At 57.8% G+C, this 16,439-nt stretch carries 21 protein-coding genes; 19 read left to right on the forward strand and 2 right to left on the reverse strand.

What is annotated here, in order from left to right; genetic code table 11:
- Window positions 1-216 precede the first annotated feature (216 nt).
- Window positions 217-405 carry a hypothetical protein gene (locus JQ575_RS32345; protein ID WP_212037228.1) on the forward strand — a complete coding sequence of 63 codons (189 nt, stop codon included), beginning with the start codon at window positions 217-219 and terminating at the stop codon, window positions 403-405.
- A 447-nt stretch (window positions 406-852) separates the two neighbouring features.
- Here the strand turns inward: JQ575_RS32345 and JQ575_RS32350 are convergent, their stop codons facing one another.
- Complete coding sequence (locus JQ575_RS32350) at window positions 853-1,164, reverse strand: hypothetical protein (RefSeq protein ID WP_212037229.1); 312 nt, start codon at window positions 1,162-1,164, stop codon at window positions 853-855.
- 512 nt (window positions 1,165-1,676) lie between these two features.
- On the opposite strand from JQ575_RS32350, the gene JQ575_RS32355 reads away from it, so the two are divergent.
- From JQ575_RS32355 to JQ575_RS32440, 18 genes are all read left to right on the forward strand, one after another.
- A complete protein-coding gene (locus tag JQ575_RS32355; RefSeq protein ID WP_212037230.1) occupies window positions 1,677-1,874 on the forward strand; it encodes a hypothetical protein in 198 nt (65 codons plus the stop codon).
- A 184-nt stretch (window positions 1,875-2,058) separates the two neighbouring features.
- On the forward strand, window positions 2,059-2,274 hold the full coding sequence (locus JQ575_RS32360) for a hypothetical protein (RefSeq protein WP_212037231.1): 216 nt from the start codon (window positions 2,059-2,061) through the stop codon (window positions 2,272-2,274).
- 67 nt (window positions 2,275-2,341) lie between these two features.
- Window positions 2,342-2,848, forward strand: coding sequence for a prepilin peptidase (locus JQ575_RS32365; RefSeq protein ID WP_212037232.1), 507 nt, complete (start codon window positions 2,342-2,344; stop codon window positions 2,846-2,848).
- Between the two features lies 1 nt (window position 2,849).
- Window positions 2,850-3,746 carry a Flp pilus assembly protein CpaB gene (gene cpaB, locus JQ575_RS32370; RefSeq protein ID WP_212037233.1) on the forward strand — a complete coding sequence of 299 codons (897 nt, stop codon included), beginning with the start codon at window positions 2,850-2,852 and terminating at the stop codon, window positions 3,744-3,746.
- Between the two features lie 24 nt (window positions 3,747-3,770).
- Window positions 3,771-4,958: an AAA family ATPase gene (locus tag JQ575_RS32375; RefSeq protein WP_212037234.1), complete on the forward strand. Its 1,188-nt coding sequence runs from the start codon at window positions 3,771-3,773 to the stop codon at window positions 4,956-4,958.
- A gap of 164 nt (window positions 4,959-5,122) precedes the next feature.
- A complete protein-coding gene (locus JQ575_RS32380) occupies window positions 5,123-6,400 on the forward strand; it encodes a CpaF family protein (protein ID WP_249167050.1) in 1,278 nt (425 codons plus the stop codon).
- Window positions 6,397-7,329 (forward strand): type II secretion system F family protein, encoded by a 933-nt coding sequence (locus JQ575_RS32385; protein ID WP_212037236.1) that lies wholly within the window; start codon window positions 6,397-6,399, stop codon window positions 7,327-7,329. The genes JQ575_RS32380 and JQ575_RS32385 overlap by 4 nt, the downstream gene beginning before the upstream one ends.
- Window positions 7,326-8,237 (forward strand): type II secretion system F family protein, encoded by a 912-nt coding sequence (locus JQ575_RS32390; RefSeq protein ID WP_212037237.1) that lies wholly within the window; start codon window positions 7,326-7,328, stop codon window positions 8,235-8,237. Before JQ575_RS32385 ends, JQ575_RS32390 begins: the two co-directional genes overlap by 4 nt.
- 3 nt (window positions 8,238-8,240) lie before the next feature.
- The gene (locus JQ575_RS32395; protein ID WP_249167041.1) at window positions 8,241-8,894 is read left to right on the forward strand and encodes an isoprenylcysteine carboxylmethyltransferase family protein; all 654 of its coding nucleotides are present in this window, start codon (window positions 8,241-8,243) and stop codon (window positions 8,892-8,894) included.
- Window positions 8,895-9,004: 110 nt separating this feature from the next.
- Window positions 9,005-9,448 carry a hypothetical protein gene (locus JQ575_RS32400; RefSeq protein WP_212037238.1) on the forward strand — a complete coding sequence of 148 codons (444 nt, stop codon included), beginning with the start codon at window positions 9,005-9,007 and terminating at the stop codon, window positions 9,446-9,448.
- A gap of 9 nt (window positions 9,449-9,457) precedes the next feature.
- A complete protein-coding gene (locus JQ575_RS32405) occupies window positions 9,458-10,849 on the forward strand; it encodes a pilus assembly protein TadG-related protein (protein WP_212037239.1) in 1,392 nt (463 codons plus the stop codon).
- The gene (locus tag JQ575_RS32410; RefSeq protein ID WP_249167042.1) at window positions 10,849-11,253 is read left to right on the forward strand and encodes a TadE family protein; all 405 of its coding nucleotides are present in this window, start codon (window positions 10,849-10,851) and stop codon (window positions 11,251-11,253) included. Before JQ575_RS32405 ends, JQ575_RS32410 begins: the two co-directional genes overlap by 1 nt.
- A 48-nt stretch (window positions 11,254-11,301) precedes the next feature.
- A complete protein-coding gene (locus tag JQ575_RS32415) occupies window positions 11,302-11,718 on the forward strand; it encodes a hypothetical protein (RefSeq protein WP_212037240.1) in 417 nt (138 codons plus the stop codon).
- 95 nt (window positions 11,719-11,813) lie between these two features.
- Entirely contained in the window at window positions 11,814-13,481 is a 1,668-nt protein-coding gene (locus JQ575_RS32420) for a type II and III secretion system protein family protein (protein WP_212037241.1), read from the forward strand.
- 9 nt (window positions 13,482-13,490) lie between these two features.
- Window positions 13,491-13,886 carry a hypothetical protein gene (locus JQ575_RS32425; RefSeq protein WP_212037242.1) on the forward strand — a complete coding sequence of 132 codons (396 nt, stop codon included), beginning with the start codon at window positions 13,491-13,493 and terminating at the stop codon, window positions 13,884-13,886.
- 80 nt (window positions 13,887-13,966) lie between these two features.
- A complete protein-coding gene (locus JQ575_RS32430) occupies window positions 13,967-14,503 on the forward strand; it encodes a tetratricopeptide repeat protein (RefSeq protein ID WP_212037243.1) in 537 nt (178 codons plus the stop codon).
- Window positions 14,504-14,572: 69 nt separating this feature from the next.
- Complete coding sequence (locus tag JQ575_RS32435; RefSeq protein ID WP_249167043.1) at window positions 14,573-15,133, forward strand: hypothetical protein; 561 nt, start codon at window positions 14,573-14,575, stop codon at window positions 15,131-15,133.
- A gap of 340 nt (window positions 15,134-15,473) precedes the next feature.
- Window positions 15,474-15,689 (forward strand): hypothetical protein, encoded by a 216-nt coding sequence (locus JQ575_RS32440; protein WP_212037244.1) that lies wholly within the window; start codon window positions 15,474-15,476, stop codon window positions 15,687-15,689.
- A gap of 132 nt (window positions 15,690-15,821) precedes the next feature.
- Here JQ575_RS32440 and JQ575_RS32445 read toward each other — a convergent pair whose 3' ends face one another.
- Window positions 15,822-16,430 (reverse strand): hypothetical protein, encoded by a 609-nt coding sequence (locus JQ575_RS32445; protein WP_212037245.1) that lies wholly within the window; start codon window positions 16,428-16,430, stop codon window positions 15,822-15,824.
- Window positions 16,431-16,439: the final 9 nt, after the last annotated feature.

Here is a 16,439-nt window from a genome sequence, read left to right on the forward strand (position 1 = left end):
AGCAGGCCTGCAACTCAGCTCAGGTGGTTGGCGCACTAAACAGCCATGGACACCCACCGATTTCACCGCGTCTCAGAATGCAGCCGTTTGATTGAGGCTTGCTCGGCCACGTTGGCGGTCTTAAAACGTGTCCCGAGCTGGCGGCAGCAGGACTCGTTGCGCCGCCGCGGTGTTGGTGGAAGTGAAGGGCTGGCGTTACCCCCGGGGAGGGTGCAAATGACCGTTGCTGAATTGATCGAGAAGTTATCGGCGCTTCCGGATAAGACCGCGCGCGTGGTGAAAAGTCCCGGACCATTTGATGGCTTGAATGAACCGGGTCTCATTTATGATGGCTATGTCGACCAGGATATGCAATTTCCAGTTCAGCCAACTGATCCCAACGCAATCCACGTCGTTTATCTTTGAACGCGGTTGCCTCGCGATCCGAATGTTTCTCGCCGCCTTTAGCTGAGGCAGAAATCCCTTCGGGAGGAGGATTTAGTATATCTTCCCCTCGTTCACTGGAGCGCCACGGATGCGACGTCCTGGAAATTTATCCGCGATCTCGATGGCCAGGATGGCGGCAAAAACTAAAACCGAAGAAGCCGAACGGTGCGCGAAGCGCCAGGTTTTCAAAGCGATCGATGATGCCTACCGGAAGGGTGACCTCGACGCTCTGCTTGAGGCGCTGGGGATCCCGCCGACTTCCCGAACAGCCTGCATCCTTCGGAATTAGGTCTCGGACGACTTTCCGCTCGAGTACGCGATTTATTGGAGCCCGCTTGCGTTCATTGAAACGCTACTCGACCGCGGGGCAAATCCAACTACCCGGATCGGGGTGGATTCCCCTCACTCATCGCGGCGCTGACCGGCTTAAACTTCCTGCTGTTGTCGCGGGGGGCCGATACCGCGCAGCGCGGATTGAATGACTGGACGCCGCTTTAGGATATCCCAGTCAAAGGCCTGCGTCAGAAAGCCATCGAGCACGAGACCCCCGGCAGCCCAGAAACTGATGAGGTCCGTTGGATGACAGTGCGCTCCGATCTTAATCCACACGTGCGCAAGATCCGCCATCAGGCAAAGCGTCAGGTTCATTGCGCAAAATGCAAAACAAACCTTCCGGAGCTGCGCGGGAATTTCAACTTGGGCCGGAGCGATTTCGAGAGCGGAGTGCGAGGCAACCATGCGAGATCCTTGCTCGGGAGCGCTTCCTCTCCGAAGGCGCGCGCTCCAATGCAACATGTTGCGCAGGAAGACTGTTCAGAATTGTTCGCACTCTCGATAATGCGATGGCTTCGGTTTCAGATAGCTGCTGCTGATCGAACGGCCGGATGATCATGGTGCATTTGACCGACCACGTTGCTTCGGCGATGCAACGTGGTTGTGCGGCATTGGCCTTGCACCGTTCGCGCGCCGCACGATCCCGATATGGATTAGCCGTACTTATACGGAGACGACGCGTCTCAAGCGAGTTACCCCGAAATTGCTGCCGTAGGCGATCCGAAATTGCTTCGGCGACTCAGCGTGTTGCTTGGCGATTACACCGGTATCGTACGGGTTAACGATGATTGCCAAAACTTTGCATAAACATTGACTTAGCCCCCGCCTTAACACAAAATTTACCCAGTGGCTTTCGGACAGCTCCGCACCACTGAATTGGAATTTCAAAACTTAACATCAATTTGGAGGCGTATAATATGCGTAATTTCCTGAATGACATGAAATCCCTCTCCAAGGACCAGGACGGCGTGGTGTCGTTCGAATACATCATCGTCGCGGCTTGTATCATCGGCGCAGTTGTTGCGGCGTTCGGTACGGGAGCAGGTGGTGCTATCGCGACGGCCCTGACCGGCGGGATCACCTCGATCACAGCCGCTTTCACCGCGGCAGTTTGATAAAGCCATCTGACCCGGAGGGGGGCATCGGAATGTGCCCCCCAGTTTCTCTAGTTTCTAATGTGACCTCACCTTAAGTTTATTAATGTGCCCTCGCGTGTTCTTGAGGCATTTCATGAATTGGATTGCTCCCGCGGCTTCGGCTCTGAAAGTTCTGCCTTCGGTCAAAAGAAGGATTCCTCCGATGTCGAGTTATCATGCTAACGCCACCGACGCGTTGAAGCGTCTGCGCTCGGAAAAGGATGGCGTGGTGTCGTTCGAATACGTGATCGTTGCGGCCTGCATCGTCGGCGCAGTGACTGCTGCTTTCGGTACGAGCGCTGGTGGAAATGTCGCGACCGTGCTGACGAGCGGGATCAGCACGATCGTCGCCGCTATCAGCAGTGCCGTCGGCAGCTAATACATCCGCTGGGCTCAAGGAGGCACGGGGGAGATCTGTTACGATATTTTTTTAAGGCGTGCGTTTGATGAGTTGGATTGTTCCCATAACCTCGTTTCTCGAAATCCTGTTGTTGCTCTACGTCGCAACGATCGATGTCGCGACACGATTGATCCGAAATGAAATTTGTCTGGCGCTGGCGCTCCTCGGGATCGTCGGTCAGCTCGCCAACCCGGTGCAAGTTGCCGAATCGCTCATCGCTGCGACAATCCTGTTCCTGCTGCTGCTGGTCATCTACCAGCGAAGAATGATTGGCGGCGGCGATGTTAAGCTGCTGGTCGCCTTGGCGATCGGTCTGCCCTTGGTCGGCGTGATCCAATTGTTGACTGTAACTGCGCTGGCCGGCGGCGTTCTTGCCCTGGTGCATCTGATTATGCGCGTGCTGCCACAACCCCGGCTGGCGCCCGCGGGATCGTCGTTCGTACGCCGGGTCTACGCGGTAGAGCGCTGGCGCCATTTGCGACACGCACCGCTTCCTTACGGTGTTGCCATAGCGTGCGGTGGTATTTGCACCGTTTTCAGCAAAGGACTCTGACATGTCATCTTCTTTGCGTCTCTCGATCATCATGGTGTTGTTGCTCGCAACCACTGCGCTCGGGCTGATTACCTACAACATGAACCAGTCGAAAGTGCAGGTCCCGGTAGTAGAGGTCACGGTGAAGGCGCCGGAGCCGCTGACTGTCGGGTACTTTGTCGCGGCCCGTCCGCTGCCGAGAGGGACGCTGGCGCGCGATGAAGATTTTACAGTGCGCTCGGCGCCGTCGGGTAGTGTTCCAGCAGGAGCGATCCTCGATACGCCCGACGCCAAGATCGGAATTCGCGGATCTCTGGTTCGCAGTTTCCTCGACACTGGCAGTGTGGTCACATCCGAAGACATATTGCGCCCGCGAGAACGGGGTTTTCTCGCCAGCGTCCTGGCACCGGATAGCCGTGCCGTCAGCATCAACGTTGATGCGGCGTCTGGTGTCTCTGGCCTGATCTGGCCGGGTGACTATGTGGATGTCGTTTTGATCCAAGAGCCGACGACAGCGGGCGAAGACAAAACAGCTCAACAGCATGGCACGCTGAGCGAAACCGTTGCTCACAATGTTCGAATTGTCGCGATTGACCAGGAGATCGTGCAAGGTGGCCCATCCAACAACTCCGCGGCAGGTAAGGTAGCCCGCACCGTATCGTTGCAGCTGGCGCCAGAGCAGGTCAAGAAAGTCATCGTTGCAGGACAGCGCGGAAAGCTCACCTTGGCGGTACGGTCAGCGGTCGATCGCCAGGATAGCGGGGACGCGGACACCACGGTGGTGGTCTATGCGCGCAATAACGGCACGAAATACTCAGTCAGGAGAGACGATGCAGGGATTGCACGCCCTGTGTTGAGCAGCAATGCGTCGCCGGTAATTACCCCATCAGCGCCGGTCGCTTCGGCCGTACGTCGGTAGGAGGAGGTAGTGGTGAGCGTTAACATGGCTATCGCAAGTCCGCCTGAAGAAACTGCGTCTCTTGCAACTCGCAACCAAATCGTCTGTTTCGTAAATGACGAGCTTAGTGCAGCGGCGCTGCGCAAAGGCCTCGAAGGCAGCAACCTGACGATCAGGCGTGGCACGATCCGCAATGCCATAAAGATGCTCGAGACCGACACCGAGCTATTCGCCCTGGTGGCAGACATCAGCGGAATCGATGATCCATTTACGGAACTGGAAAGATTGGCCAGCGTCTGCCCGCCCGATGTCCAGGTGTCGCTGATCGGTGAGAGCAGGGAGATCACCTTCTACCGCGAGCTTATGGAACTCGGCTTAACGGAGTACCTTCCGAAGCCGCTCACGCGCGATATGGTACTGCACCAGCTACGTCCGAAGTTGCTTGGCGACGTGGCGCCCGGTGCGGCCGATCGCGGCGGGCATGTGATCTCGATCTGCGGCGCGCAGGGGGGCGCTGGAGCAACCAGTATCGCTATCAATCTCGCACTGCAACTGGCAGAGACGACAAAGGCCAAAGTCGCGCTGCTCGACCTTCATCTACAAAACGGCGAAACGGCTGTGATGTTGGGTGTTCGGCCTGGGCCGGGGCTGCGCATCGCTCTGGAAAACCCGATGCGGGCGGACACCTTATTCCTCGAACGCGCGGCAATCGAGATCAACGAGCGCGTTTGCCTGATCTCCGCCGATGAGGACCTGGATGCGCAGCTGGACATCACTGAAGCGGGAGTGAGACACGTGCTGGGTCTGCTCCGCCAACGGTTCAATTACATCGTTGTCGATATTCCAGTCCCGTTTCCGCCATCGATCCATCCGGTGATCATGCTTTCTCGCCATGTGCTGGTGCTGCTGGAAGCGGAGGTGACCGGACTTCGCAATGCCCATGCACTCCGCACCGCCGTTACCAACATCGCCGGTAAGGATCGGGTCTTTACCTTGCTCAACCGGGCCGATCGTCCCGGGGGCCTTCCCAGGGCCACGATTGTCAAAGCCTTGGGGGCGGAACCGGACATGGTGATCCCCGATCTCGGCAAGGGGATGACCCAGGCGGTCAATCTCGGAATCCCAGCTCTGAAGCACGTATCAAAACTGCGACGTCACCTCGCCCCGATTGTACGGGAGATTGCTGGTGTCGGTGCCCAGCGGAAGGGATGGTTCAGGAGGCTGTTCGGGTGACGAAAAAATTTGGCACGCGCGAACGCGACGACATCACCGCCCGTCTGCCTGCATTGACGCCGAGGGACGGCGCGCCAACTCGTTTGCCTGCATTGACGACAAGCCGCGACGAAGCTTCGACCGAGCCGCCCGTGATGCCAGCCTCGCAGCGCGAGCGAGAGGTGATGCCGGCTTCGCATCGCGAACGCGTCACGATGCCGGCTTCGCTGCGCGAACGGGTCATTGCGCAGATTGAGCCATCGGTGGCGGCAACTGTTTCGCGCGATGTTCTTCGCCAGCAGATCGAGGAAATCATCCATGGCATCGCCAATCAGGACCGGCTCGAACTGTCAGGTCGCGAGCAGTTTCAGCTAGCGGACGAGATCGCGGACGACATGACCGGCTACGGGCCGCTCCGTCCGCTCCTGCTGGATGAATCGATCAACGACATCATGGTCAACGGACCAAGTAACATTTATGTCGAGCGACGCGGCAAGCTGGAACGGATCGCGATACGATTCCGCGACAATGATCACATCGCCTCGGTGGCGCAGAAGATTGCCGCGCAGGTTGGACGGCGCATTGACGAATCCAGTCCGATGGTGGATTGCCGCTTGCCGGACGGCAGCCGGGTCAACATCATCTTCCCGCCGCTGGCGATCCATAGCCCCTGCATTTCCATCCGGAAATTTCCAAGTCGCCGCCTGGACATGGCCGGAATGATCAAGAACGGCTCGATGACCTCGGCCATGGGACAATTGCTGGAGATCGCCGGCCGGTGTCGGCTCAATGTTCTGGTCTCCGGCGGTACCGGCTCCGGCAAGACGACGCTGTTGAACGCCATGAGCCAGTTCATTGATCACACTGAACGAATTGTCACCATCGAGGACGCGGCAGAGTTGCAGCTTCAACAGCCTCACGTGATTAGCCTGGAGACCCGGCCTCCGAGCCTCGAAGGCACAGGGCAGGTGACGCAACGCGACCTGGTGTGGAATGCGCTGCGGATGCGTCCTGACCGGATCGTCGTAGGCGAAGTGCGCGGCGCTGAAGCGTTTGACATGTTGCAAGCGATGAACACCGGCCATGATGGTTCGATCTCCACGGTGCATGCCAACTCTGCCCGCGACGCCCTGACCCGTATTGAAAACATGGTGCAGATGGGACAGCCAAACCTGCCGCTGCGGGCGATCAGGTCTCAGATCGTCGCTGCGTTGGATGTCATCGTGCAAGTGGAACGCATGCGGGATGGACAGCGTCGCGTTGTCCAAATCAGCGAGGTGATCGGCCTGGAAGGCGATGTGATCACCACCAATGACATTGCAGCGTTCGAGTACGAACAGGAAGATGTTAACGGGCGGATATCGGGCTCCTACAGGTCCACCCCCGCAGTCCCGAAATTCAAGAGCCGTCTCGTCTATTATGGGCTTGATCGAGCCTGGGCCGAGGCCATGAGGCAGCTATGACGACGGAGTTTTTGACTATCGTTGATCTGGTGCTCCTGATATGCGCAGCAGCCGTGACGTTGTGGCTCGGCGCTCGACAAAGCCGCATGGATAGACAGGTAACGACAGCTATTCCAACCTCAAATTCGGAGAGCCTGCCCTCCATTCGTCGGTTGGAGGCCGGGTCCCGGTGGCAGTTTCTCCACCGCTTAGCCAATTTTCAAACTGGGATAGCTTACGCCTGGCACCCCGCGTATCCGCTACTTGCCGGTGTCATCGCGGCAGCGGCAATCTTTTATGCCAATAGCCTGCTGAAATTTTCTACCCTCTACGTGTCTCTCGCGGCTGCGATTGTGGCCATCATGGTGGTGCGAGGTCTTTTTGGATGGCAGCAACATCGCCTCGCCAATAAACTTTTTCAGCAGCTACCTGACACGATCCAGTTGGTGACAAGTACGGTTCGATCCGGGCTGCCTGTGAACGAGGCATTTCGCACCATCGCTCGCGAGATGCCGCAACCAACCGCTGGGCAGTTCGCCATCGTATGCAGCGAAGTGACGATGGGGAGATCTCCAGAGGAAGCTGTAGAAGCTGTCTATCAGCGAACGCAAGTGACGGAGTATGGGATCTTTGCGGTGACACTTGCAGTCCAGCTGAAGTCAGGTGGCAGCTTGACCGAAACGTTGCAGACACTGGGAGACACTGTGAGGCAGCGTGTTGCGCTCGCTGCTCGCGCGAAGGCTCTGGCAGGAGAGGTGATCTTTTCCTCTCGCGCACTTTCAATCTCGCCCATTGTTGTAGGTGGGTTACTATACCTGATCAATCCGCAAACAGTTGATCTGTTGTTCTACGATCCGACCGGAAACGTGCTCCTGGCTTACGCGGCAGCCTCGGTGATTATCGGAACCCTTGTGATACGCTGGATGGTCAGAAGGGAGACCGAACTATGACTTTTGGTTTCAGTTTGATCGCCCTCGCCATAGCACTTGCGGCTGCGACCTCCGTGTTAATCATCCACGAACTGCACATTCGTGCGTTGAACACGCGGGTGTCAAACGCCGTGATGGGCGTTCCTGACCGGTCAGCATCCTTCGGAGACATGACGGGCTGGCTTTCAGCGCTCGGGATGCGGTATCGGCGCTTCTACTCTGCAGAAAATCTGGACCAGCTACGAACGATCGTTCAAGCGTCAGGCTTCAATCCTCATCGAACCTTGCCGATCTGGATTGGTGTCAAGACTGTCAGCATGTTCTTGTTTCCGATCATTGGCTTGTTTGTCGCGCAGCTTTCAGGAAAGTCCCTGACCGATGGGCTGATCTTCATGCTCATTGGCGTGGTGATCGGAATTATGGGGCCGCGGTTGATCCTGTCGGTGCTGAGACGGCGCTTCAACGCCGGCATCCGGCTAGGCACGCCGGATATGATCGATTTGCTGGTTGTCTGCAGCGAAGCGGGAATGGGTCTGGAGAGCGCGCTGGAACGCGTAGCGGAAGAAATGAAGCGGACCAATCCTGCGATGGCCCGGGTCTTGTACAGCCTGCTTGATGATCTCCGGGTATTGCCAAATCGCAGCGACGCATTCGAGAAAATTGGATCTACGTCCGAAGGACTTCGCCGGTTCGGCACCATGGTCAGCCAAAGCATGCAATATGGAACGCCGTTGAGCCAGGCGCTGCGCAGTATCGCTGTCGACCTCCGGCGAGAACGCATTACCAACCTGGAAGAAAGAGCACACAAGCTGGGTGCCAAGCTGACTATTCCGATGGTGTTGTTCATGCTTCCAGCCATGTTCATCATTTTGGGCGGAAGTCCGTTTCTGCACCTCATACGTACATTCGCCAGCTTTGGGATGAAATAAGCCATGACCATGAGCACGATTACCCTGTCGAAAAACTGGCCCTACGAGCGGACGATGCAACTGCTTGGCGGCATGTGGTTCATGCTGCTGGCGCTTTTGGTCGCCACAAAAATCGGAACGTCGCTTACCGATCCCTGGCCGTCGCTGCTGTCGAGTTTTTGCCTCGGCATATTCTACCTGCTCCTGACGGTGTTGATCATCAGCAGGCCGCCGGCAAAGGCGCACGCGACCGGCCTGCTGCCTCGGATAGCTGCATTCGTCGGCAGCTACATGCCGTGGACGATCAGCTTCTTCGGCAAGACCGACGAAGCGTTACCAAACCTGCTATCCACCGCTTGCGTGCTGGTCGGCATCATCATGATGCTTGTGACGATCCGGCATCTGGGCAAGTCGTTCAGCCTGGTGCCGCAGGCACGTAGAGTGGTGCAAACCGGTCCTTACCGATGGATCAAACACCCGCTCTATCTGGCGGAAGAACTCGTGGTCCTGGGTGTCGTGCTGCAATACCTGACACCGCTAACGGTGACACTGCTGATCCTGCATATCGCCGTCCAGATCTGCCGAATTCTTTTCGAAGAAGACCTGCTTCGGCGCAGCCTCCCTGAGTACTCCAGTTACGAAGCATCACGCTGGAGATTGATTCCGTATGTTTGGTGAGTGGTCATGAATGGCCGGCTAGTTATGGAAATGCGTGTTTATCTGCATCGGTCCAACACTGACGCGGAGGGGCCAACGTGCTGCATTTATTGCCCTGTCGAGATAGGCTCGTGAGCCGTAGAATTTCTTTCATCGCGGATCAGCGTGGCGCCGCCGCGTTGGAAATGCTGGTCGTTTTCCTTTTCCTGGGGGTGGGCCTGCTTCTGCCACTTGCCGACGTTGCCGCCGCGGGCTTTCGGTTTGTATCCGCGTGGGAGGCATTGCGCGCCTTCGGGCAAAAGATCCAGTACTCCCCGCCACCGGACATTACCGATTGGGCAGCCTGGAAGTCGGCGCTCCCGACTTCGGTTTCGGGTTATCCGATCAACAATCTCCAGGTCGTTTGCAGCGATACCATGGCTGCCTGCTCCGCAGGCAACTCTGCTTCGCCCAAGCACTATACATACTCGACGACCGTCACCGTGGCGCCCATCGTGCTACGAGCGGTGATCTGTCGGAGTGGTAACGGCAATCCCTGTTCGTTCACACTGTCTTACGGTGAACGGTTTCAATAGGAGTGTTCCATGCGTAGCCTGCTTCACTCTCGTCGTGGTTCCGTCGCCTTCGCAACCGTTATCGCCCTGGTGCCGCTGATAGGCGTGGTCGCACTCGGGGGCGAGGCGGGATCGTGGTACGTTACCAGGCAACACGCGCAGAATGCCGCCGACGCGGCAGCCTATTCGGGTGCTGTGCAGCACTTATGCTTAGCGGACCCAACGTGCTCGGCCTTGATTCCGCAACCGTTGGACTATCGCGCCAAGCAAGCCGCGGCACAGAACTCGTTCTGCAACGCGGGCGGCACCTCCTATCCCGGCTCCCAGTGTGGCGCCAACCCGGCAGGAATCTCGCAGACCGTCCAGGTCGCTTTGCTCGGTTCATGGAAGGGGGCGGCCGGAACTTACGTTCAGGCCACTGTTAGCCAGCAACAGCCGGCATATCTTGCGAGAGTGCTTGGTTTGACCACGGTCAATATAGGCGCGACAGCCGTTGCTAAAGTACGAGAAGAGGAAAAGCCGCCATGCGTCTTGTCATTGACAGGCTCTATCGGTTTCCAGGGCAGCCCGAACATCAATGCGCCTAATTGCGGCATGGCCTCGAACAGTACGGCCAAGAATGCAATCAACTTCACCGGCGGCGGGATGACCATGAATCTCGGCTCGCTATCGACTGTCGGCGGCTGCACGGGTGCCGCATCGTTCTGTAACACCGCGCACACGTATACGCCGGCGCCGATCCCCAATCCCTTTTCTGGTCTCGATGGCGCTCTCACCACGTTGTGCGGAGCGAACCCTACGCTCCCTGCAAAATGTGGCCTTGCACCACCCGCATGCAACAACAAGGGCGGAACGGAGCTAGTCCCTTACACGGCCGCCACCAGGTGCACGAACGACGGTTTCAAGTCGAAAGGCAATAGCGTGGTCACCGGCCCCGGTGGGGTGCTACCGTTACCGGCAGGAGTGTACTTCATATCTGGCAAGCTGACCCTCACCGGTGGCTCCTCGATCACCGGTACGGGGGTGACGTTCATTCTCCTGCCAGGGGCGGAAATCGACACGAAAGGGGGCGGGACGCTCACTCTCAATGGGCCGACTGCTGCCCCGAGTACCACGTCGCTTCCCCCGGCCCTTCAGCCCTATGCGAACTTATTTAAGTACATGGCCATGTACTACGCTTCAGCAGTGGAGGCGGAGTTCGGTGGAAATAGTAAAATCAACCTCACAGGAAACATCTACGCACCGAACGCAGCGGTGACGTTTCAGGGCAATCCGACGATCGCCGTAGGCGGCGTGGGCGGTTGTGGCCAGTTGGTCGCCAAATCGATTGCATTCAATGGCAATGCCACCTTCGACACCACAGGGTGCCCAAATGAATTGACGACGCTGCGACGCAGTCAGTATGTCCAGTTGGTGCAATAATGAGAAAGCTTGATCAGCGCGGCATCGGCGCGATGGAATTCTGCCTTGTCGCCGCGCCGCTTTTCATCTTGATGTTCGCCATCTTCGATCTGGGGCGTTACGCAATCACCATGCAGTCATTGCGGACGCTCGCGAATGCTGGTGCTCGGACATGGATGATCAACGACTGCTTCGTCAATAAGGTAATGAACAAGACGACACCAACCTGTAGCGGTGACCCCCTGCCATCCCTTGCGGAGAAAAAAGCCGTTGCCCCAATGATAGGCGGTCTCGCGCCGACGCTGAGCACGACCGCGGGAGGCAGCGCACTTACTGTTACGGCATCTGCGAGCTTCAACATGCTGATGCCAATATGGGGCACAACATGGAACAACCCGAGCACGTCCACCACAATTCCTTTCTAGGCACATTCTCGGGCATCAAGCCGATGCACACTTGACGAGTCCCCTGCGATGGCCATCGCCGTCCAGCGAGCGACTCGGCATGCAGTGATCCGACGCGAGAAATTGGTCGGCAAGGTCCTCGATCTGGTCCGCGGTTCCATTGTCGATCCTCGGCCCAAGCACTCGTCGTCAAATCGGGGCATCTGCGTGACGCGCGAGAGCCATATGCATCTCATCGGGAATATGGATGGCGTGTTGGCCGTGGCTGTTCTTCGCATCGCACAAAAGGTGGTGCTCGCTCGCAACATTGGGAAATATTCTCTGATGTTGCAGCAGACTAATGAGGGTCTCTCCTTGCAAGCGAGGAGAATGACGGATGATGATCTTGGAGTCGCATTCGCGGCCGACAGTAGAGCGGGTAGTGTCTTCACTGAGGCTAGTGCGCGCTGGGAATGCGAAGTAACGATTTATAGTGGGAAAAACTGATAAACTCTGCGACGTGGTGCGCCAACGAGAGTTGTTAGGACGCTGAGGCCGTACATTTACGGGGACAGAAGTGGATCGCGTCGAGGGGGAATCGAATGAAGGGCGGTCGCGTTTCGGGTAGAGCAGGAGGGAGGCTTCGGCTTCTGGCCTCGAGCATGATAGCTCTTGGCGCTGCGCTTGCCTTGTTTGATTCCGTTGAGTTCGCGGGCGCGGCAGATCGGCGAGGCTCCTCCGGCGGCGGCGTCTTCGTCAGCGAAATGAATGACGTGCAGCGGGTCAAGGTGATCGTCAACAAGTCCCGCACCTTCAGGGTCGATGCGCCTTTTTCGACGATTGTCGCGGGGTCGCCTGACATTGTCGACGTGAAGTCGTTGAGCGATCAGTTGATCTACATCCAGGGCAAGCAGACCGGCACCACCAACGTCATCCTGTTCGACAGTTCGATGAAACAGATCGGCATCCTCGATGTCGAGGTCGCGATCGATACCGGCAATCTGCAGCAGAACATCCAGTCCAGCACGGGCACGCGCGGCATTCGCGTCTCCTCCGGGGAGGGCCAGGTGGTGTTGAGCGGAACCGCAGTGGACGCGGTCTCCGCCGAGCGAGCCATGGCGATTGCCACCGGCATGGTCGCGAAGGGCGGCACCGTCGTCAACGCCATGAACGTGGCTGGACCCCAGCAGGTCATGCTGGAGGTGCGCTTTCTTGAGGTTAACAGAGATGCTGGGCGCGACCTCGGCATGAACCTTTATGCGGCGAACGGCAACGGGACCAATGTCGGGAATACGGGGCTTGGTGGGGTTGGTGGGACTACTCGCACGGGCCGACAGCCGATCGGTGGTATTAATACGGCCCAAAACCCCATTGGTACTGGCGGTAATCCTGTTGGTCAATTGCCTACTGGCAGTCTTCCGATACTCGGAACGGTGGACACGTTAGCAAGGACCGCGGTTGACGGAGCGCTCCCGTTCGGTAGCCTGCTAACCAGCGTTCTCAGGACGAAAAACGGCGCCTCGGTTGACCTGCTGGTAACAGCTCTGGAAACCAAGGGTCTGTTGCGCCGGCTCGCCGAGCCAAACCTGATGGCCTTGTCCGGCGACTCCGCCCGCTTCCTGGCTGGCGGTGAGTTTCCCGTGCCGATAGCCTCCACAACGGTTGCGGGTGGCATTCCCACCGTTACGATCGAATTCAAGAAGTTCGGTGTTGAGTTGGCCTTCGTGCCCACTGTTCTCTCGCGTGGCGTGATCAACCTTCGGGTTGAGCCGTCGGTCAGCGAGCTTGATTTCCAGAACGCGGTCACGATCGCGGGGACCACCATCCCGGCGCTGTCGCGGCGTGATGCTCGTACCACGGTCGAGTTGCGCGACGGCCAGAGCTTCGCCATCGCCGGCCTGTTGCAGACCCGCAACCGGCAGGACGTCTCGCAAGTGCCCTGGATCGGCTCGGTGCCGGTGCTCGGGGCGCTGTTCCGCTCTTCGTCCTACCAGCAGCAGGAAACCGATCTGGTGATCATTGTGACGCCGCGCCTGGTTGCGCCGGCGGTGCCGGGGCAGCAACTGGCGTCACCACTGGACTCCCGCCTGCCGGCTAATGACGTCGATTTCTTTCTCAACGGTCAGATGGAAGTGCGAAAGCGTTATAACGATTATGTCAATTCCGGCGGCGAGGTGAAGGGACCGTACGGCCACATCATTGCCCCCGAGCTGCGTAATCCGGTGCCGGCTCCCGTTTCTGGTCAACCAGCGATCAAAACCCTGAACTGAGGACGAGCTATGCGCATCAGATTGCTGGCCATATTCGCTCCGCTCCTGCTGGGGGGCTGCTATGGATTGGCGGGGCACGATGAGGTGGACCGCTACTTCCAGCGTTCCGACACCATCACGATGAGCGCCGGCGACGCCAAACAGGTCAACGCCGTCACCCACACCATCCATCCATGGCCGCGATACGTCGGTGATCGCAGGATCGCGTATGACGCTCGGCGCGTGGGCGCCGCCGTGACACGCTATGGCAACACGAAACAGCCGATCGATCAGCTTCCCGACATCGGCGAAGGGGGCAAGCAGATGGGCGTGCGGCCTACCCCAACCCAGAACGTCAACATAGAAGGATTGGGGGCTGGATCGGCTTCCGGAGTATCGGTGCCGGTCGGCGGAGTGGCTAGGTAACCAGTTTTGGTATGTAAATTTAGCGATGATTTTTCGAACAGTGCACTGGTCCGCTGGACCGGGGCGGGGGACCAAGGGTTATGCGTCGTCTCATTCTAATGCTGACCTGTTGCTGGTTAGCGACCGGCCTTGCGGCGTGTGACACCACAACGAGAGACGCGGCTATCGTCGCTCCCGTGGACCCCGGAGGGCCGGACCCCGTTCAAGAGCCCACCGACGTCAAATACTACCCCTCCGACGAGCCGGTCCGGATGGGATTGGAGCATTTCAACCGCGGCAGTTACGGGATCGCCCAGCGCTATTTCAAGGAAGGTGTCGAGAAGTCGCCGAAGGATTTGACGGCGTGGATGGGGCTCGCAGCGAGCTATGATCGGTTGCGCCGTTTTGATCTCGCTGATCAGGCTTACACACAAGCGACCAGGCTGGGGGGCGAAACCATTCAACTCCTCAATGATCAGGGATACTCATACATGCTGCGCGGCAATCTGAATGCGGCGCGGCGAAAGTTTGAGAGGGCTTATTCGCTCGACCCGACCAACCCGGTGGTCATCAATAACCTTGAGCTGCTCAATGGCAGCCGTCGGTTCATCGAGCGGCCGCCAAATAACCAGCCATAGTCGATTTGAAATAAGGGCGCCGGGGAACTTTTAAGACAAGCTAAACGTTTTTGGCGTATGACTTGTCGGATGAATCGTCTTTTCAAGCTGCAATTTCTTGGACCGTTCGCGCTTTTTACCGCCACGCTTTGCGCTGAATTGGCCGCGCGGGCCCTTCAATATGCCCCTAGCTCTGAACTTCTCTGGTTCATAAATCTCAGGGTGTTCGGCATCTTTCAGCGCAGCTACTCAACGCTGAGCTATCTTGTTCCAATTGACGGGTTTCAGTTTTTCGGGGTTGCGCTTCCGATCTTCGCGCTTGCCTGCATTGGGCTCGCAACCAGGTCCAGGCTCCCTTTCACGGTCGCAACGCATTCGAGCCTAGTCTACGCTGGCTTGCTGGTTTTCTCCTGGCAGGTTGGCGTACCCACCGTCACGCAGGCATCGCTCGTAACCATGGCGGTCCCGTCGGGTGTTGGCCTGTATGTGATGGCGACCATTTTAGGGACTTGTCTCCTGTCCTTTGCGGTCACGCACCTGCTCTATTTCCTCGCCGTCGGAAGGGAAATTCGAGCTCTGGTAAGGGCGTTGTCCAGAATCGTTCGCGGATTCGATCATGCAAAGGGCTTCGGCTTCAGGTCGGGCTGCTGATTGAGTGGTCGCATCCAACCGTGCCGCAGGTTTGCAGCCTGTGAAAGGCTGGACAGACGCAAGGACGGTTTGCCAGATCGGAAGCGGACTTCGCTCTTGGGTAATCGGCATCCGACCGGATGAACAAGCGCAAATGCGTGTCCGTGCGGCGGACATTCGGTCTGCATCGCAACTCTCTGCACATCGTGGCGGACGAGAGGGTGATTTGCTCGTCCAATCATGGTAGAATTAGCCAATGATTAGCAGGACATCCCTCTTGCCCAAATGAATTACCCCATTGGTAGATTTCTCTGACAAGGCTCGCGATTCCCATTTCATTTTGAAAGTAGGATTTGCTCCTATGTTGAACAATTATGTTCAGAAGACCGCCGAAGCCTTGAAGCGTGTGCGCGTGGACAAGGACGGCGTAGTGTCGTTCGAGTACGTGTTGGTCGCGGCTTGTATCATCGCCGCGTTGGGTGCTGCGTTCGGTTCGGCTGGTGCTAGTACTATTACGACGATGCTGACGACCGGACTAACCGCTGTTCTCACCGCTTTCTCTTTTGTCGCTGGATAATAAGTCAAGCGGCGCCCAAATTTGACCCCTGATCGGCACCCCGAATCGGCTCTGGCACTTTTGATCAGCTTGAAGCAAATCGAGTTGCCGCGGTCGTACATTGCCGTCTGACGAGCGTGAAGCGGGTGGCCTTTATCGCTCCGGCTCGGCGCGACTGACATCCGCTCCCATCGATCGAAGATCTGCAAGACTAAGCCATTCCACTTCCCCAGGCAGCGTGTTCACCATGCGGCGAATGATCGGCGAGGGAACATCCAAAGCCTTCGCAATTTCTGCCATCGACGTGGTTGCAGCTCTCGAAGACCGGACATCTTTATCGGAGGCGCCATGCACTCCGATCCGGGCGCGATAGTTTGCGTTTTTTGTTTCCCCGGCCGCAAAAATGAGAAAGCACGCTGATGCGCAAGTCGCGTCCCGCCCTACATTCGTGGACATTTTGGCAGACTTAACCACGGCTGCCAACAGGACACCTTCTAGCAAGTTGCCGCCATCAGAGTTCAACCGCAGCGAGGTCACCAGTTTACCCGCGTCAATTGCCGCTTTGATGCGCGCTTGCAGTAAATCCGCGTCACCCGTCGCAATATTGCCGGAGACGAAAATTTCAACGCGATCGCCTTTGAGATTAAAGGATTTAATCTCTGCAGCGGCTGCGAACGACACGCTAAGCGCGAGCCCCGCACTCACAAGCCCGCTAGCCGCAATTACCCCCTTTTGCCGCTTGCACAAAACAGGGTCACTCATTTTTTCGCC

Origin of the sequence: Bradyrhizobium sp. JYMT SZCCT0428, from assembly GCF_018131075.1 — a bacterium.
GTDB lineage: Bacteria > Pseudomonadota > Alphaproteobacteria > Rhizobiales > Xanthobacteraceae > Bradyrhizobium.

Bases quoted from the DNA above. Each gene is read 5' to 3' on its own strand.
- JQ575_RS32385 (WP_212037236.1), top strand. From the start codon at position 6,397: ATGACGACGGAGTTTTTGACTATCGTTGATCTGGTGCTCCTGATATGC.
- JQ575_RS32420 (WP_212037241.1), top strand. From the start codon at position 11,814: ATGAAGGGCGGTCGCGTTTCGGGTAGAGCAGGAGGGAGGCTTCGGCTT.
- JQ575_RS32415 (WP_212037240.1), top strand. From the start codon at position 11,302: ATGGCCATCGCCGTCCAGCGAGCGACTCGGCATGCAGTGATCCGACGC.
- JQ575_RS32405 (WP_212037239.1), top strand. From the start codon at position 9,458: ATGCGTAGCCTGCTTCACTCTCGTCGTGGTTCCGTCGCCTTCGCAACC.
- JQ575_RS32395 (WP_249167041.1), top strand. From the start codon at position 8,241: ATGACCATGAGCACGATTACCCTGTCGAAAAACTGGCCCTACGAGCGG.
- JQ575_RS32350 (WP_212037229.1), bottom strand. From the start codon at position 1,164: ATGGTTGCCTCGCACTCCGCTCTCGAAATCGCTCCGGCCCAAGTTGAA.
- cpaB (WP_212037233.1), top strand. From the start codon at position 2,850: ATGTCATCTTCTTTGCGTCTCTCGATCATCATGGTGTTGTTGCTCGCA.
- JQ575_RS32410 (WP_249167042.1), top strand. From the start codon at position 10,849: ATGAGAAAGCTTGATCAGCGCGGCATCGGCGCGATGGAATTCTGCCTT.
- JQ575_RS32390 (WP_212037237.1), top strand. From the start codon at position 7,326: ATGACTTTTGGTTTCAGTTTGATCGCCCTCGCCATAGCACTTGCGGCT.
- JQ575_RS32365 (WP_212037232.1), top strand. From the start codon at position 2,342: ATGAGTTGGATTGTTCCCATAACCTCGTTTCTCGAAATCCTGTTGTTG.
- JQ575_RS32445 (WP_212037245.1), bottom strand. From the start codon at position 16,430: ATGAGTGACCCTGTTTTGTGCAAGCGGCAAAAGGGGGTAATTGCGGCT.
- JQ575_RS32380 (WP_249167050.1), top strand. From the start codon at position 5,123: ATGCCGGCTTCGCATCGCGAACGCGTCACGATGCCGGCTTCGCTGCGC.
- JQ575_RS32355 (WP_212037230.1), top strand. From the start codon at position 1,677: ATGCGTAATTTCCTGAATGACATGAAATCCCTCTCCAAGGACCAGGAC.
- JQ575_RS32435 (WP_249167043.1), top strand. From the start codon at position 14,573: ATGAATCGTCTTTTCAAGCTGCAATTTCTTGGACCGTTCGCGCTTTTT.
- JQ575_RS32425 (WP_212037242.1), top strand. From the start codon at position 13,491: ATGCGCATCAGATTGCTGGCCATATTCGCTCCGCTCCTGCTGGGGGGC.
- JQ575_RS32375 (WP_212037234.1), top strand. From the start codon at position 3,771: ATGGCTATCGCAAGTCCGCCTGAAGAAACTGCGTCTCTTGCAACTCGC.
- JQ575_RS32360 (WP_212037231.1), top strand. From the start codon at position 2,059: ATGTCGAGTTATCATGCTAACGCCACCGACGCGTTGAAGCGTCTGCGC.
- JQ575_RS32440 (WP_212037244.1), top strand. From the start codon at position 15,474: ATGTTGAACAATTATGTTCAGAAGACCGCCGAAGCCTTGAAGCGTGTG.
- JQ575_RS32430 (WP_212037243.1), top strand. From the start codon at position 13,967: ATGCGTCGTCTCATTCTAATGCTGACCTGTTGCTGGTTAGCGACCGGC.
- JQ575_RS32345 (WP_212037228.1), top strand. From the start codon at position 217: ATGACCGTTGCTGAATTGATCGAGAAGTTATCGGCGCTTCCGGATAAG.